General features: G+C 70.7%; 11 protein-coding genes. 4 read left to right on the top strand and 7 right to left on the bottom strand.

Features of this window, described 5'->3' with window-relative positions; genetic code table 11:
* Position 1: 1 nt before the first annotated feature.
* Positions 2-328, bottom strand: a complete 327-nt coding sequence (locus AC0NH5_RS23290) for a YbaB/EbfC family DNA-binding protein (protein WP_474407329.1) — start codon at positions 326-328, stop codon at positions 2-4.
* A gap of 357 nt (positions 329-685) precedes the next feature.
* Here AC0NH5_RS23290 and AC0NH5_RS23285 point away from each other — a divergent pair, with 357 nt between their 5' ends.
* Both AC0NH5_RS23285 and AC0NH5_RS23280 read left to right on the top strand, forming a co-directional pair.
* The gene (locus tag AC0NH5_RS23285) at positions 686-1,882 is read left to right on the top strand and encodes a DNA polymerase III subunit delta' (protein ID WP_474407326.1); all 1,197 of its coding nucleotides are present in this window, start codon (positions 686-688) and stop codon (positions 1,880-1,882) included.
* Between the two features lie 448 nt (positions 1,883-2,330).
* The gene (locus AC0NH5_RS23280; RefSeq protein ID WP_474407324.1) at positions 2,331-3,647 is read left to right on the top strand and encodes an SGNH/GDSL hydrolase family protein; all 1,317 of its coding nucleotides are present in this window, start codon (positions 2,331-2,333) and stop codon (positions 3,645-3,647) included.
* Positions 3,648-4,120: 473 nt separating this feature from the next.
* Here AC0NH5_RS23280 and tmk read toward each other — a convergent pair whose 3' ends face one another.
* Positions 4,121-6,163 carry a dTMP kinase gene (tmk, locus tag AC0NH5_RS23275; protein WP_474407321.1) on the bottom strand — a complete coding sequence of 681 codons (2,043 nt, stop codon included), beginning with the start codon at positions 6,161-6,163 and terminating at the stop codon, positions 4,121-4,123.
* A 245-nt stretch (positions 6,164-6,408) separates the two neighbouring features.
* Here tmk and AC0NH5_RS23270 point away from each other — a divergent pair, with 245 nt between their 5' ends.
* Positions 6,409-7,614 carry an amino acid deaminase/aldolase gene (locus AC0NH5_RS23270; protein WP_474407320.1) on the top strand — a complete coding sequence of 402 codons (1,206 nt, stop codon included), beginning with the start codon at positions 6,409-6,411 and terminating at the stop codon, positions 7,612-7,614.
* Between the two features lie 22 nt (positions 7,615-7,636).
* On the opposite strand, the gene AC0NH5_RS23265 is transcribed toward AC0NH5_RS23270, so the two are convergent.
* The gene (locus tag AC0NH5_RS23265; RefSeq protein ID WP_474407317.1) at positions 7,637-8,266 is read right to left on the bottom strand and encodes a TetR/AcrR family transcriptional regulator; all 630 of its coding nucleotides are present in this window, start codon (positions 8,264-8,266) and stop codon (positions 7,637-7,639) included.
* A gap of 115 nt (positions 8,267-8,381) precedes the next feature.
* Here AC0NH5_RS23265 and AC0NH5_RS23260 point away from each other — a divergent pair, with 115 nt between their 5' ends.
* Positions 8,382-9,680, top strand: coding sequence for a D-arabinono-1,4-lactone oxidase (locus AC0NH5_RS23260; RefSeq protein ID WP_474407315.1), 1,299 nt, complete (start codon positions 8,382-8,384; stop codon positions 9,678-9,680).
* A 9-nt stretch (positions 9,681-9,689) separates the two neighbouring features.
* On the opposite strand, the gene topA is transcribed toward AC0NH5_RS23260, so the two are convergent.
* The 4 genes from topA to AC0NH5_RS23240 form a co-directional block, all read right to left on the bottom strand.
* Positions 9,690-12,506 carry a type I DNA topoisomerase gene (gene topA / locus AC0NH5_RS23255; protein ID WP_474407312.1) on the bottom strand — a complete coding sequence of 939 codons (2,817 nt, stop codon included), beginning with the start codon at positions 12,504-12,506 and terminating at the stop codon, positions 9,690-9,692.
* Between the two features lie 201 nt (positions 12,507-12,707).
* The gene (locus AC0NH5_RS23250; protein WP_474407309.1) at positions 12,708-13,508 is read right to left on the bottom strand and encodes a hypothetical protein; all 801 of its coding nucleotides are present in this window, start codon (positions 13,506-13,508) and stop codon (positions 12,708-12,710) included.
* Between the two features lie 61 nt (positions 13,509-13,569).
* Positions 13,570-14,100, bottom strand: a complete 531-nt coding sequence (locus tag AC0NH5_RS23245) for a hypothetical protein (RefSeq protein WP_474407306.1) — start codon at positions 14,098-14,100, stop codon at positions 13,570-13,572.
* Between the two features lie 104 nt (positions 14,101-14,204).
* Entirely contained in the window at positions 14,205-16,613 is a 2,409-nt protein-coding gene (locus AC0NH5_RS23240; protein WP_474407304.1) for a sodium-translocating pyrophosphatase, read from the bottom strand.
* Positions 16,614-16,788 lie beyond the last annotated feature (175 nt).

The following is a 16,788-nucleotide window of genomic DNA, read 5'->3' as shown; positions in this document are numbered from 1 at the left end:
CTCAGTGCCCCTCCAGCGTGCGGAACGATCCGAATACTTCGCCGTGCAGCTTGTCCCGCGCCCAACGGGCGGCCTCCGCCGCGCTGGTCACCACCGCTCTCATCTGCCGCGCGAACTCCGCCGGGTCGCGGTGGCTGAGCGCACCGTGCAACCGAACGTCCACGATGTCTCCCGCCGCGGTCACCACCACTTCGATCGTCTGGTCCGGCGAGTGCACCGACACGGTGTGTGCGACAACGGCCTTGTCGAACTCGGCGCGCAACTTCTCGATCTGCCGATATCGCTCGATCGCCTCGTCGATCCACGCCTCGTCGATTTCGCGGGCCATTGATGGCTCCTCACCGCGCGTCATGTCGCCGTCGCGTTCCGGCATCAGACCGTACCCGTTTTGGTAACGGCCCCGCTACGCCAAGGAGTCCCTTGTGGATAACTCCTTCGTGCTCCACGAAAAGTTACGGAGATGACCGCAAACATAACTCACAGTAATCGGCCGCTCATCCGTATTCGTCACTCGACGGCCGAGATGAGCGAAAGCCGTCGGCCCAACCCCCGTGTGTGAAGTCCGGGTGCGGATCGGACCCGAAGTCCCCACGAGTAGGTGGAGCGAGACGAGCGACGGCGGGCCGGGTGAAGCGGCGGGACAACCGGTCCGGATGTTGTCGGGGGTTGGCCATACCATCGTCGGGTGAGCTCGCATGACGTCTTCTCGGAGCTGGTCGGCCAGGACGAACCGGTCGAGACCCTGCGCCGGGCCGCTGCGGCGGCCGCGCGCGTCGTCGCCGGCGAGCCGGGTGGCGGGGGGATGACCCATGCCTGGATCTTCACCGGGCCGCCCGGGTCGGGGCGCTCCGAGGCGGCGCGGGCGTTCGCGGCAGCGCTGGAGTGCGAACGGGGCGGGGCCGGGTGCGGCGATTGCCACGGCTGCCGCACCGCGCTCGGGCGCACCCACGCCGACGTGCGGTTCGTCGTGCCGGAGGGCCTCTCGATCGGCGTCAACGAGATGCGGGCGCTGGTGCTGCGGGCGGCCAGCGCCCCGTCCGGCGGGCGCTGGCAGGTGGTGGTCATCGAGGACGCCGACCGGCTCACCGAGGCGGCCGGCAATGCCCTGCTGAAAGCGATCGAGGAGCCGCCGCCGAGGACGGTCTTCCTGCTCTGCACGCCCTCCACCCATCCTGACGACATCTCGGTGACGATCCGGTCCCGCTGCCGGGTGGTCGCCCTGCGTCAACCGCCGGCCGACGCGGTCGCCGAGGTGCTGACGACCAGGGGCGGCGTCACCCCTGACGTGGCGGCCTGGGCCGCCGCGGCTTCGCAGGGTCACGTGGGCCGGGCAAAACTGCTCGCCGCCGACCCGGAGGCGCGCTCCCGCCGGGAGGCGGTGCTGTCGGTGCCCCGGCGGCTGACCGGCATCGGCGCCTGCTTCGACGCGGCCGCCGCCCTGATCGAGGCGGCCGAGGCGGAGGCTGCCGCCGCGGTCGCCATGAACGACGCCGGCGAACGGGCCGCTCTCGAGCAGGCGCTGGGCGCGGGCGGCACCGGCCGGGGTGCGGCCGGTGCCATGCGGGGCGCCGCGGGGCAGATCAAAGACCTGGAGAAACGGCAGAAGTCACGGGCGACCCGCGCCCAGCGGGACGCGCTGGACCGGGCCCTGGTCGACCTCGCGGGCTTCTACCGGGACGTGCTGATCACAGCACTTCAGGCACCGGTCCCGGTGGTGCACCGTGACACCGCCGACCAGGCGGAGGCGGCTGCCCGGAAGTGGTCGCCGGAGGGCGCACTACGTCGCCTGGAAGCCGTGCTGGCCTGCCGCGAGGCGATCGAGCAGAACGTCAAGCCCAAGATCGCCGTCGAGGCCATGATGGTCACCCTCTGGCGCGGCTGACCACTCGGCGAAAGCCGCACTGAGCACGACCGCCGAGCACCACGGCCACGCCGGCGCGATCTCGGAGGGCTCACACCGCCGTGCCGGGCACAACCCCGGAGGGCACCACGGCCGTGCCGGCGGACGGTGCCGGCACGGCCGCGGTGCGGTCGTCCCCCGCTCAGTTCCGGATGGGCAGAGCCGCCGCCGGTCCTCGGCCGAAGCATCACGAGCTGCGCAAACGCTTCACCGAAGAACACCACACCAGGCAGCACCCCACCCATGGATCGCCGAAACTTCCGACCTCAATTCGGCAAGCTATGCCCAGCGGACCCTGCGCGTCAACATGTTCACATCGACGAACTTCGGAGTATTTACTCCGTTAACCAGCATCCTTGACGGCATCGACGGACCCGCTCTACGTTACGACCACTCGACCGCCCGGTTTCCGAAACTTTCGGAGCGTCTCATGTCGACTCGTCGTGATCTGCTCACCCTGGCATCCGGGGCCGCCGTCGCCGCGGCCACCGCCACAGCAGCCAACCGAAACAGTGAAGACCGCCCGGACAGCGCAAGCCGAAGTTCCGGCCACGACAGCGGACACCGGTCCGGCGACTGGGTCGCCACCTGGGCGGCCGCGCCGACCACGATCCCGCCCGGCGCCCCACAGGTCATCGACAACGAGACCGTCCGCCAGGTCGTGCACACCAGCGTCGGCGGCGACCAGCTGCGGCTGCGCCTCACCAACGAGTTCGGCGCGACGCCCCTGCACATCGGCGAGGTGCACGTCGCCGTCCGCGCCGGCAGCGGAGCCAGCACCGACGCCGTCCCGGGCACCGACCGCCGGGTGACCTTCGGCGGCCGCACCGCGACCCGCGTGCCGGCCGGCGCCCCCCTGGTCAGCGATCCGGTCCGGCTGCCGGTCAAGGGTGGCGCCGACCTGGTCGTCAGCATCTACCTGCCCACCGCGACCCCGGTCACCACGCTGGCCGCCTTCGCGTTCCAGGACAACGCCGTCGCCGCCGGCAACGTCACCGCGGCCCGCCGGATCACGCCGTCGCGCACCGTCGGCCAGTTCCTCTTCCTCTCCGGCGTCAGCGTTCGCAGCAGCCGGAACGCGATAGTCACGCTCGGCGACTCGATCACCAACGGCGCGAACACCGAGACGAACGCCAACCACCGCTGGCCCGACTATCTCGCCGCCCGGCTCCGCGCGGCCCGCCGGGAGCACGGCGTGGCAAACGTCGGCATCTCCGGCAACCGCCTGCTGCACGACCCCAATCCGCCGGCCGGCAGCAACGCCGAGACTTTCGCCGCCTATTTCGGGCACAGCGCTCTGCGCCGCTTCGACCGCGACGTCGTCGCGCAGCCGGGCGCCGCCTATCTGGTGGTGCTGATCGGCGTGAACGATCTCGGTCACCCCGGCACAGTCGCGCCGCCGGACGAGGTGGTCACCGCCGACGACCTGATCTGGGGCCACCGCCAGCTGATCGCACGGGCACGGCAGGCCGGCCTACGCCCGTACGGTGCGACGATCCTGCCGTTCAAGGACGACACCCTCGGCTTCTTCACACCGGAGAACGAGCGCAGGAGATCCGCTCTCAACCAGTGGATCCGCACGTCGGGCGAGTACGACGCGGTGATCGATTTCGACCGCGCGGTGCGCGATCCCGCTGATCCGCTGCGCCTCGACCCGGCTTACGACAGCGGAGATCACCTGCACCCCAACGACGCCGGAATGGCAGCCATGGCGGCCGCCGTCCCGCTGCACCTCTTCCGCGACTGACCAGAACAGAAACTCTGATTCAGTACGCCCATGACCAGTCCCGGGGCTACCCCGCGGCCTCATTGCCGGGCTGGGCCCGGCGACGCGACCGCCGGGCGGAGCTGCCCACTCCAGCCCACCCCACCGTGTGAAGTTGCGGTCCCATCCGCACCACAACTTCACACACTGCAGTTGACGCCACCGGCGGGCAAAGCTGCCCACCCAACCCACCGTGTGAAGTTGCGGTCCAATCCGCACCGCAACTTCACACACTGCGCAGCTGACGCGCCAGGGTGGCGGGGGCTGAGCGGGTGTTGCAAATGGCCCGAGCTGCCCGTGATGCGCGCTCAGCGGGCGGCCCGGGTGCGCGTGACTCCCGCTGAGCGGGGTGGCTCGCGGTACCGGTGGTGCCGGGCGTGAGCGGGCCGATGGTCGGCGCGGGTGAGCGGCGCGGGTGAGCGCCCGATGGTCGGTGCGGGTGAGTTGGTCGGTGGTCAGCGCGGGCGGAGTGGCGGCGGTTCCGGGGCCGTCGCGTCCTCCGGCTCGGGCTGGGCGTCCGCGGCAGACTTGTCCAGCGCGGTGAGCAGTGCCGCCAGCCGCTCGTCGACCGCGGCGGCGATCTGCTCGGGCGGCCGGGCCGCGTCCAGCACCAGGTATCGCTTGGGGTCGGCGGCGGCCAGGTCGAGGAACGCGTATCGGACGCGCTCGTGGAAGGTACGTGACTCGCTCTCCAGCCGGTCGGCGCCCTCGCCGCGGGAGTCGACCCGGGTCAGGCCCACGGCGGGGTCGACGTCGAGCAGCACCACGAGGTCGGGTTTGAGGCCGCCGGTCGCCCAGGCGGAGAGCCAGGAGATCTCCTGGACCGGCAGGGTACGACCGGCGCCCTGGTATGCCAGGGACGAGTCCACGTATCGGTCGCTGATCACCACGGCGCCGCGGGCCAGTGCGGGCCGGACCACGGTGGCGACGTGGTGTGCCCGGTCGGCGGCGTAGAGCAGGGCTTCCGCGCGCGGCGACGGCGCGTCGCCCTTGTCCAGCACGAGCCCGCGGATCCGGGAGCCGACCGGGGTGGCTCCGGGCTCCCGGGTGACCACCACGTCGCGCCCGTCCGCCTTGAGGGTCTCGGCGAGCCGGGTGACCTGGGTCGACTTGCCGGCGCCCTCGCCGCCTTCGAAGACCACGAACACACCGGACCGGACGAGCGCGTCGGGCCGCGACAGTGGCCGGCCGCGCAGCGAGCTCCAGAGGTCGGCCAGCACCGGCACGCCGGGCTTGTCGTCCATCTGCCGGAACGAGCCGATGCCGACCCAGATGCCGATCGCACCGGCGACCAGCAGCAGGACCCGGGTGGAGGAGACGTCGATGTGCGTCGGGCCGAACTCGACCCGGCGGGAGCTGCCGAGCCCGACCAGGAACCCGGAGAGCGTGATGGCCAGCAGCAGCACCATCCGGACGCCGATCTGGACCACGGCGAAGACCCGGCCGCGCAGCGCGTCGTCGATCTCGCCGTAGAGCAGGGTGGTGCCGGCCAGGAACGCCATGCCGGCGCCCGCACCGACGAGCAGGGCGCCGACCAGCGCCATCGACAGGTGGAAGGCGACGCCGAGGAACATCACCGAGCCGCTGGCGAGCACGATGCTCATGCCGAACCAGCGGCGCCGGGACAGCTCCTTGACGATCATCGGGCCGAGGCCGATGCCGAGTGCCAGACCCATGAAGATGACACCGAAGAGCAGGAAGAACGCGGCCTCGCCGGCGCCGAGCGAGGTGGCGAAGGTCCGCGCGGCGCCGATCACCACGCCGCCGGCCGCGAACGCGCCGAAGATGCCCAGCACCAGGCCGCGGACCATCGGTGTGCTGCCGAGGTATTTCCAGCCCTCCAGGAACTGGCGTGTCATGCTCTGCTCGGCGGCCTTGGCCCGCTCGGGGCTCTTGCCGCCGATCTCCTTGATGCCGAAGAACACGACGAGCGCGGTGGCCAGCCGGGCCAGCGCGTTGATGTAGAGCGCGATCTGCACGGGCTGGGCCCAGTCGGGCAGCGTGACCCCGGACTGCTGGAGCCCGGCGGTGAGCGCGGACAGGGTCAGCGCGGCGAGGATCGGCGTGATCCCGTACGTCGTGACGAGCGTGAGCTGGTTGGAGACCTCGATCCGGGATTTCGGGATGAGGTTCGGGACCGCGGCTTCCTTGGCCGGAATCCAGATCATCGTGATCGTCTCGCCGAGGAAGGTGGCGATGGTGGCCCAGGCGACGGTCAGTGCGGGCGAACCGCCGAACAGTGGCACCAGGGGGATCGAGCCGTAGATGACGAACCGCAGCAGGTCGGTGATGACCATCGTGTAGCGGCGGTCGAACCGGTCGGCGAAGACGCCGGCGATCGGCCCGAGCAGCAGTGCGGGCAGCAGGCGGACGGCGATGGTGCCGCCGAACGCGGCGCCCTGAGCTGCCGGGTTCTCGAACTGGGCGGAGGCGAAGATGCCGGTGGCCAGCAGGCCGATCCAGTCGCCGAAGGAGGCGGCCGCGAGTACCAGCCACAACCGCCGGAATCCGCGCAGGCGGAGGACGGACCGAAGCGCCGCCGCCCCTGAGAGGTCAACGGGCCCGGGGTCCGGTTGCTTGTCCGTGCTGATGGCCCTTACCTCCCGTGGTCACTGCTCGGAGCACTGTAACCGGCCGGTGCAGCCCACTGGGGTACACACCGTCGGGCGACATTCCGGCACGTACGGGTGGCATAGAGATGAATGTCTTTCGTGTTAGTTGAATCACGGGTTACCGTGCTGACGTGCTCACTGACCGCATCGCCCTGCGCCAGCGGCTCGACAAGGCCACCGATCATCTCGAGACCCCGGTCGCCGTGGTGGATCTCGCCGCGTTCGACGACAACGCCGCACAGCTGAGCGCCCGGGCCGCCGGGAAGCCGATCCGGGTCGCGACCAAATCGGTCCGCTGCCGGGCGCTGCTGGAACGTGTCCTGGCCCGGCCGGGCTGGCGCGGCGCGATGGCTTACACGCTTGCCGAGGCGGTCTGGCTGGTCCGCGCCGGCCTGACGGATGACGTGCTTGTCGCGTACCCCACCGCGCATCGCGCCGGCCTGCGCGAGATCGCCGCGGACCCCGCGCTGGCAGCCGCGGTGACCCTGATGACCGACCACCCCGCCCAGCTGGACCTGATCGACCAGATCGTGCCGCCCACCGGCCGCCCGGACCTGCGTCTCTGCCTGGACTTCGACGCGTCCTGGCGCCCGGCCGGTCCACTGCACGTGGGCGTGCGCCGCTCGCCGGTGCACTCCGTGGCGCAGGCGGGCGAGCTGGCCCGCCGGATCGCCGACCGCCCGGGCTTCCGCCTGATCGGGATGATGTCCTACGAGGCGCACATCGCCGGTGTCGGCGACGACCCGCCCGGGCAGGCGCTGCGGGGCCGGCTGATCCGGCTGATGCAGAACCGGGCCCTTCCCGAGCTGCGCAAGCGCCGCGCCGCCGCCGTCCGCGCGGTCCGCCAGCACGCCGACCTGGAGTTCGTGAACGGCGGTGGGACCGGCAGTGTGGCCGTGACCAGCGCCGATCTGGCGGTGACCGAGGTGACCGCCGGTTCCGGCCTGTACGGCCCGGCGCTGTTCGACGCGTACCGGAGCTGGCGTCCCACCCCGGCCGCGTTCTTCGCGCTGTCGGTGGTCCGGCGCCCCGCGCCGCGGATCGCCACCGTGCTGGGCGGCGGCTGGGTGGCGTCCGGACCCGCGGAGAGATCCCGGCTCCCGGAGCCCTATCTGCCCGGAGGGCTCCGGTTCAAGGCCGACGAGGGCGCCGGCGAGGTGCAGACACCCCTGCTCGGCGCAGCCGCCGAGCAGTTGGGTCCCGGCGACCGGGTCTGGTTCCGGCACGCCAAGGCCGGCGAGCTGTGTGAGCACGTCAACGAGTTGCACCTCGTCGACGGCGAGACAGCGACGCCGGCCCCGACGTACCGCGGAGAAGGCCGTGCGTTCCTCGGTTGAAAGGCCGGTGGGACGGACCGGCTCAGGCGTCGACGTGCCGGTGAAGGTATTCCCGGATCAGCGCCTTCGCCTCGGTCAGGACCGCCTCGTCACCGCCGGGGTCCCGGCGGAACGCCAACTTGATCAGCGCGTCGGCCGCCTCCACCGAGATCTGCAGCGCGAACCGCAACCGGATCCGGTCGATCAGCTGGAACTGCTCGACCAGCAGCTCGGCCAGCCGCTCGGCGATGACCGCGTTGTTGTCCCGGTCCGAGTCGAGCAGGTGCAGGTCCACCACGTCACCGAAGTGCAGGGTGCGGAAGCCCGGCACGCTGCGGTGCATGTGGATGTACGCGTCTATGGCTGCGTCCACCGCGTCCCACCAGTGCGCGAAGGTCTCGCGCGCGAACCGGTCGGACAGGCTCTGCAGGTACGCGTCCATGTTGCGCAGCGCGAGGGCCTGGACGATGGCCCGTTTGTCGGGGAAGAACTGATAGACCGAGCCGATGGCGACCTCGGCCCGTTCCGCGAGCAGGGTGGTGGTCAGGCCTTCGTACCCGACCTCGTCCACCAGCTCGGCGCAGGCGTCGAGCATGCGTTGTACCCGGGCAACGCTTCTGCCCTGCACCGGAACCCGCCGCAGCGGTCCGGTACTGACGGTTGGTGTCGACACGCGTCGCCACTCCCTCTCAGCAGTGTTAAATCGAACGTTACTCGGATCAACGAGCGAGGCGCATCGACGGGACGCCGGGTACCGGTGTCCGCTCGGACGGAGGACAAAGGCCCGAATGACCCGACCCGTTGACGCCCGCCGCTGGACCAACTGGGGACGTACCCAGGAGTCCACCGCCGAGGTGCTGACCCCCGGCAGTATCGACGAGGTGGCGGCCCTTGTGAACCTGGCTGCTGAAAGCGGACGCCGGCTCAAGGCGGTGGGTTCCGGGCACTCGTTCACCGCCATCGCCGTCGCCGACGACCAGCGGATGTTCCTGCACCGGCTGACCGGTCTGGTGTCCGTCGACGGCCCGCTGGTGACCGTCCAGGCCGGCATGACGCTGTCCACTCTGAACACGGTCCTCGCCGGGCACGGCCTGGCCATGCCCAACCTCGGCGACATCGACGCGCAGACCGTCGCCGGGGCGATCTCCACCGGCACGCACGGGACCGGCGCCGCGTACTCGACGTTGGCGTCCAGCATCGAGGCGGTGACGATGGTGATGGCGAACGGCAAGGTCGAGCGCTACACCGCCGACTCGCCGGAGTTCCCCGCGGTCCGGCTCGGGCTCGGCGCGCTCGGCGTGCTGGTCGACGTGACGCTGCGCTGCGTGCCGGCGTTCGTCCTGCGCGCCGACGAGCGGCCGATGCGGCTCGCGGACATGGTGGCCGGCCTGGACGAGTGGATCCCGAACCACGATCACGTCGAGTTCTTCTGGTACCCGCACACCGACCGGGGGCAGCTCAAACGCAACACCCGGGTGCCGGTGAACGACCGGCCGCTGCCCCGGTTCCGTGCCTGGCTGGACGACGAGTTCCTCTCCAACACCCTCTGGCAGGGCGTGTGCGAGCTGGGCCGCCGGGCCCCGGCCACGGTTCCGGCGATCAACCGGATCGCGGCCCGGGCGCTCACCGCACGGACATACACCGGCCGCTCCGACCACGTCTTCTGCTCCTCGCGGCGGGTGCGATTCACCGAGATGGAGTACGAGATCCCGCGTGCCGCGCTGCCCGAGGTCGTCGGCGCGCTGAAGGGCATCGTCGAACGGCTGCCGTTCAAGGTGCAGTTCCCGGTCGAGGTGCGGTTCACCGGCCCGGACGACGTGTGGCTGTCGCACGGGTACGGCCGGGAGTCCGCGTACATCGCCGTCCACCAGTACGCGGGCAGTCCGTACGAGCCGTATTTCCGGGCCCTGGAGGAGGTCTGCGCGCCGCTGGGTGGCCGGCCGCACTGGGGGAAGCTGCATTACCGGGACGCGGCGTCACTGCGTGCCGCGTACCCCCGGTTCGACGACTTCCTGGCGGTGCGCGACCGCCTGGACCCGAACCGGGTCTTCACCAACGAATACCTGGATCGGGTCCTCGGCGCCTGAACCGCCTGCTCACTCGGCCGAGGCGGCGGCCTTCCGGGGCGCGGCCTTCTTGGCCGGCGCCTTCTTGGCGGTCGTGGTCTTCTTGGCCGCGGTCGTCTTCTTGGCGGCCGCCTTCTTCGCGGGCGCCTTCTTGGCCGGAGTCCCGTCCGCGCCGTTCGCAGTCGCCTTCGCCGGCGCCTTCTTCGCGGCCGTCCGCTTCTTCGGCGCCGGGCCCTTCGCGCGCTTCTCGGCGAGCATCTCGGAGGCCTGCTGCAGCGTCAGCTCCTCCGGGGTCTGGTCACGCCGCAGAGACGCGTTGTATTCACCGTCGGTGACGTAGGGGCCGAACCGGCCGTCCTTGATCACCAGCGGCTTCTCGGTGGCCGGGTCGTTGCCCATCTCGCGCAGCGGCGGCTTGGCGGCCCGGGCCTGCCGGGTCTTCGGCGTGGCCAGCAGCGCCAGCGCCTCGTCCAGCGTGACGGTGAAAAGCTGCTCCTCGCCGGCCAGCGACCGGGAGTCGGTGCCCCGGGCGATGTACGGCCCGTACCTCCCGTTGCGGGCGACGATCTCGTTGCCCTCGGCGTCCTTGCCGACCACCCGGGGCAGCGAGAGCAGCTGGAGGGCCTCCTCCAGCGTGAGCGTCTGCGGCGACTGGGTCTTGAAGAGCGAGGAGCTGCGCTCGCCACTCTGCACGTACGGCCCGTAACGGCCGGACTTGACCACGATCGGCTCGCCGGTGGCCGGGTCCGCGCCGAGTTCCTTGTCGCCGTTGCCGGCGAGGAAGAGCTCCTCGACCTTCTCCGGAGTCAGCTCGTCGGGGGCCACACCCTCGGGCACCGAGGCGCGGTCCTCCGGCGAGTCCTCGGCCGCGTCCGGCGCCTGCCGCTGCAGGTACGGCCCGAACCGGCCGACCCGGACGACGACCTGGCGGCCCTGCTCGTCGGTGTGGAGCGGGATCGAGTTGACCGTCCGCGCGTCGATGGCGCTGAGGTTCTCGGTGACCATCTTCTTCAGGCCGCCGGCCTTGGCGATCTCGTCGTCCGCCCCGCCGGTCTGGCTGCCGAAGTAGAAGGAGGTGAGAAAGTCCAGCTGGGTGTGGTCGCCGGAGGCGATGTCGTCGAGCTGGCCCTCCATCGCGGCGGTGAAGTTGTAGTCCACCAGCCGTGGGTAGTGCCCCTCGAGCAGCCCGATCACGGCGAACGCCAGGAAGGACGGAACCAGCGCCTGGCCGCGCTTCTCGACGTAGCCGCGGTCCTGGATGGTCCGCATGATCGACTCGTACGTCGAGGGGCGGCCGATGCCCAGCTCCTCCAGAGCCTTGACCAGCGACGCCTCCGTGTACCGCGCCGGCGGCGAGGTGTGGTGACCCACCGCGTTCAGCTCGTCCGCGGTCAGCGGCTGGTCCTTGACCAGGTTCGGCAGGCGGCGCTCGGCGTCCTCGGCCTCGGCGCTCTCGTCGTCCGAGGACTCCACATAGGCGCGCAGGAAGCCCGGGTCGGTGATGGTCTTGCCGGAGGCGCCGAAGTCGGCTTCCTCCTGCGCGCTCGTGATCGCCCGGATCCGGATGCTGACCGAGTTGCCGACCGCGTCGGTCATCTGCGACGCGATGGTGCGGCGCCAGATCAGCTCGTAGAGCTTGAACTCGTCGGTGTTCAGCTCCTTGGCGACCTCACCCGGCGTCCGGAAGTTGTCGCCGGCTGGTCGGATCGCCTCGTGCGCCTCCTGCGCGTTCTTCGCCTTCGTGGTGTAGCGGCGCGGCTGCGGCGGCACGTTCGCCGGACCGTAGAGGTCAGCGATCTGCCGGCGCGCGGCGGCGATGGCCGTCTCGGAGAGGTTCACCGAGTCGGTACGCATGTAGGTGATGTAACCGTTCTCGTACAGCTTCTGCGCGGTGCGCATCGTCTGCGACGAGGAGAAACGCAGTTTGCGGGCCGCCTCCTGCTGCAGCGTCGAGGTGATGAACGGCGCGTACGGCCGGCGCCTGTACGGCTTCTCCTCGACCCGGGTGACGGTGAACGGGCGACCCTCCAGCCGGGCGGCCAGGCCCCGGGCGCCGCCCTCGTCGAGGTGCACCACGGTCGAGCCGGGCTTCACCTGACCGGTGGTGGGCTCGAAGTCCTTACCGGTGGCGACGCGGTCACCGCCGAGCGCGATCAGCGTCGCCTGGAACGTCCGCGGGCCCTCGACCCGGCCCTGCACGGCGAGCGTGGCCAGGATGTCCCAGTACTCCGCGGTGCGGAACGCCATCCGCTGGCGCTCCCGCTCCACCACGATCCGGGTGGCCACCGACTGCACCCGGCCGGCCGACAGCTTCGGGCGCACCTTCTTCCACAGGACCGGGCTGACCTCGTACCCGTACAGCCGGTCCAGGATGCGGCGGGCCTCCTGCGCGTCGACCAGGTCCTGGTCGATGTCGCGCGGGTTGGAGACGGCGGCCTGGATGGCCGGCTTGGTGATCTCGTGGAAGACCATCCGCTTGACCGGCACCTTGGGCTTGATCGTCTCGATCAGGTGCCAGGCGATCGCCTCGCCCTCGCGGTCCTCATCGGTGGCGAGGAAGATCTCGTCGACCTCCCGGGCCAGCTTCCGCAGCTTCGCGATCTGCTGCTTGCGGTCGGCGGACACGACGTAGAGCGGCTTGAAGCCGTTGTCGACGTTCACACCGAGCTTCGCCCAGGCCTCGCCCTCGTACTCCGCGGGGACGTCAGCGGCGTTGCGGGGCAGGTCACGGACATGGCCGATGGAGGCCTCGACCAGATAGTCGGGGCCCAGATAACCGGCGATCGTCTTGGCCTTCGACGGGGACTCGACGATGACCAGACGGGTCGTCCTGGTTTCACTCGGCACGGCACTCCCAAATCTTCACGGCGACTCGGTGCTCCCGGTCGTCGGCCGGCGAGAGCACAGATGTTCAACGTAACGCGCCGGACGAGCCCTCATTCCCGGGGAACCCCGCAGTCGGATGGTAACGGCACGGCCACCGCATGCGTCCGACCGCGACACCGTACACCGGGAAGACGTTGTTATGTCGGACACAATCCAGGAAGATCACGCAGCTGCGCCGCCGGGCCACGCTTCCTCGGGCGCGGCGGCCGGACGCTCGCCGACCAGCTCGGCCAGCCTCCGCAGCCGTCGCCGCCCGACGATCACATAGTGCCGTCCATCATCCGACAGCCGGCCCGCCAGACCCGCGCGGACCAGGGCCGCTTCCACCGGACGACGGTCTTTCTCCGGGTCGAGGCCGAGCGCGTAACCGCCGGGCCCGGGACCGCCGGCGGCGGCCACCCAGAGACGCAGCCGAGGTCCGCTGAGGAAAAGCTCGGCGGCGGCGGCCGGCCACGCGCGGGCCAGGCTGTTCAACCTCCGGGAGTACGCGGTACGCACGTCGAAGAGCGGCCGGGGCGGGTCTGGGTCACCCGCGGGCTCGATCTGTTCCTGATCAGTGAGCTGCGTCTCGCCGGGCTCGGGTGACCCGGGGTCGCCGATCGCCTTCTCCGGCGACGGGGGCTCATCGTCGCGTACCCCATCGGGGGTCTCGGTCTCCGTCGCCGGAGCCCAGGTGGCGGTGAGGCCGCGCGCGACCAGCTCGGCGACCAGCACATGCACCCGCCAGGCAGCGTCCACGCGGACCGTGACCCGCGCCGTCCCGCCCATCCGGCCGAGCCGGCCTGGCCCGGCCAGCAGGCCGGCGAGATCGGCCGGCGAGGGCTCGATGGTCTCCGCGCCGAACATCGACAGCTGCCGGCCAACCTCCGGGCCGGTGGCAACGCGCTGAGAGGTCCGCTTCGCCACCGGAACAGGCGGCGGAAGCACCTCGCGCGGGATCAGCGGCCACCCGATCTCGGTCATCTCACCGGCACTCTGCTCATCGGCCCGCTGCTCATCGGCCCGCTGCTCAGGGACGCTGTGCTCATTGGCACTCGGGCAGCGAGTCGAAGGCCTGTCTGAGCTCGACCGACTCCAGGTTCGTGGTGTCCAGGTCGCTCTTCTGATAGTCGGCGGTGAGTCGCTCGACCACCTTGCCCACCTCGGCGTAGAAATCCTTCGCCGGGTGGGTGGCCAGCGCCTCGATGCCGCTGCGCGCGTTGCCGTAGGCGTCGCGGATGCCGGCCAGCGAGCCGATGAAGCCTTCCGCGATCTCGTCGCCGTTGCTCACGTCGGGCACGCCGGCCCGTTCCACACCGACCCGGGCGGCCTCGCTCGCCGCCGCCGCGCCGTCGAAGAGCCGTGCCAGGTTCTCCTTCGCCTGACTCGGCGTGGTCTTGGTGGTCATCTGCTGCTGGGTGCGGCTCGTCAGGGTGTCGATCTCGCTGCGCCAGGGGCTGAGCGCGGTGCACACCGACGCCGCCCACGCCTGCGGGCCCGGCTGCGAGGCACAGCCGCCCAGCGGGGCGGCGAGCACGAGGGCGAGAGCCAGGGAGATCAGTCGGACCGCGCGCATGGGAAGCAGCGTACGACTCCGGTGTGTCACTCCACACGCCTCGATCGAGGAAATGGAAAGGGGCACCCGGCGCCGGGTGCCCCTTTCGTCCTGCTCGCCAGGTGCTAGACGTTGTCCTTGATCCGGGACGCCTCGGTCTCGCGGGCGTCCCGCGCCGCGCGAGCCGTGTCGGCGGCACCGGCGATCGGCGTGCCGGCCGGCTCGCCCATCGAGATGGGCTTGCGCTTGCTCCAGATCACCGCCGCGGTGACGATCGCGACCGCGAGGACCGCGATGCCGACCCGCACGCCGATGCTGGCGTCCGGGCCGTAGCTGAGCGCCACGACCGCCGGGGCGATCAGCAGCGCGACCAGGTTCATCACCTTCAGCAGCGGGTTGATGGCCGGGCCCGCGGTGTCCTTGAACGGGTCGCCCACCGTGTCGCCGATGACCGTGGCGGCGTGTGCCTCGGAGCCCTTGCCCCCGTAGTTGCCGTCCTCCACCAGCTTCTTCGCGTTGTCCCACGCGCCACCGGAGTTGGAGAGGAAGACCGCCATCAGCGTGCCGGTGCCGATGGCGCCGGCCAGATAGGCCGCCAGCGCGCCCGGGCCGAGGCCGAAGCCCACCCCGATCGGCGCCATGATCGCCAGCAGGCCCGGGGTGAGCAGCTCGCGCTGCGCGTCCCGGGTGCAGATGTCGACGACCCGGCCGTACTCCGGGCGCTGGGTGCCGTCCATGATCCCCGGGAACTCGCGGAACTGGCGGCGGACCTCCATCACGACTGCACCGGCGGAGCGGGAGACCGCGTTGATCGCCAGGCCGGAGAAGAGGAACACGACCGCCGCGCCGATCAGCAGGCCGACCAGGCTGCGCGGGTTGGAGATGTTCAGCTGGGCGAGGATCTCGTTGCCCACGTCGCTCACGCCGGCGTCGGTCAACGCGCTGGCCAGGCTGTTCGTGTACGACCCGAACAGCGCCGTGGCGGCCAGGACCGCCGTGGCGATCGCGATGCCCTTGGTGATCGCCTTCGTGGTGTTGCCGACGGCGTCCAGCTCGGTGAGGATCTGCGCGCCGCGCTCGTCGACGTCACCGGACATCTCGGCGATGCCCTGCGCGTTGTCCGAGATCGGGCCGAAGGTGTCCATCGCCACGATGACGCCGACCGTGGTGAGCAGGCCGATACCGGCGAGCGCCACCGCGAACAGGGACAGCGTGAGCGACGAGCCGCCGAGCAGGAAGGCGCCGAAGACGCCCGCGCCGAGCAGCAGCGCCGAGTAGACCGCAGATTCCAGGCCGACACTGATGCCGGCGAGGATCACGGTGGCCGCACCGGTCTGCGAGGACTTGCCGATGTCCTGGACCGGACGGCGGTTGGTCTCGGTGAAGTAGCCGGTCAGGGCCTGGATGGCGGCGGCCAGCACGATGCCGATCACGACGGCGCCGACCGCGACCCAGCGCGGGTCCCGCCCGCTGTTCACGATCTCCTCGCCGATGCCCGCGTCACCGAATCCGGCGAACGTGGAGGGCAGGTACAGGAAGCTGACCACGGCGACGGCGATCGCGGAGATCGCGGCCGAGATGTAGAAGGCCCGGTTGATCGCGGTGAGGCCGTTGCGGTCGCTCGGCCGCAGCCGGGTGATGAACACACCGATGATGGCGATCAGGACACCGATCGTGGAGACGATCAGCGGGAAGACCAGACCGTCCTGGCCGAACGCGGCCGAACCCAGGATGAGGGCGGCGACCAGGGTCACGGCGTAGGACTCGAAGAGGTCGGCGGCCATGCCGGCGCAGTCACCGACGTTGTCGCCCACGTTGTCCGCGATGGTGGCGGCGTTGCGCGGGTCGTCCTCGGGGATGCCCTGCTCCACCTTGCCCACCAGGTCGGCGCCGACGTCGGCCGCCTTGGTGAAGATGCCGCCGCCGACCCGCATGAACATGGCGAGCAGCGCGGCGCCGAAGCCGAAGCCCTCGAGCACGGTCGGCGCGTCGTTGTTGAAGATCAGCACGACCAGCGCGCCACCGAACAGACCCAGGCCGACGGTGAGGAAGCCGACCACACCACCGGTCCGGAAGGCGATGCCCATCGCCTTCTCCCGGCCACCCTCCTCGCTGGCAGCCGCGGCCACCCGCAGGTTCGCGCGGGTCGCCAGCGCCATGCCGGCGCCGCCGATGAACGCGCTGAAGACCGCACCGACGATGAAGAAGAGCGACCTGCCGATCTTCACCCACGTCTCGTTGTCGGTCTCGTGCACCGGCAGCAGGAACAGCAGGACGACCGCGATCACGACGAAGATCGCCAGGGTTCTGAACTGGCGGATCAGATAGGCCGAGGCGCCTTCCTGCACGGCGCCCGCGATCTCCTGCATCTTCGGCGTGCCCCGGCCGGCACGCAGCACTGATTGGACGAACATCGCCGCGAAGCCCAGAGCGACCAGGGCGAATACCAGCGCGACGATGACGAATGTGACATTCGACCCACTGAGGGACACTCCACCGCCTTCGGCGGCGAGGTTTATCGAGGTCCCGGACATCAATGTCCTCCTGTACACCGAACCGCACCCGGGCGGCGGACGAGACCACCGAGTGCGTTCCCCGGGGAGCGGGGAAAGACCGGCCGGACCCGCGGCTGCGGGACCAGCAGTAGCTAACAACTCGCGTACTGTATAGGCCTCGCGTGGCGATCGTCACATGCGCCACCAGCCGTGT

Source organism: Actinoplanes sp. 13, from assembly GCF_056134165.1.
The sequence above is the reverse complement of the archived record's forward strand: the minus strand, read 5'-3'. Positions and strand labels throughout refer to the sequence as shown.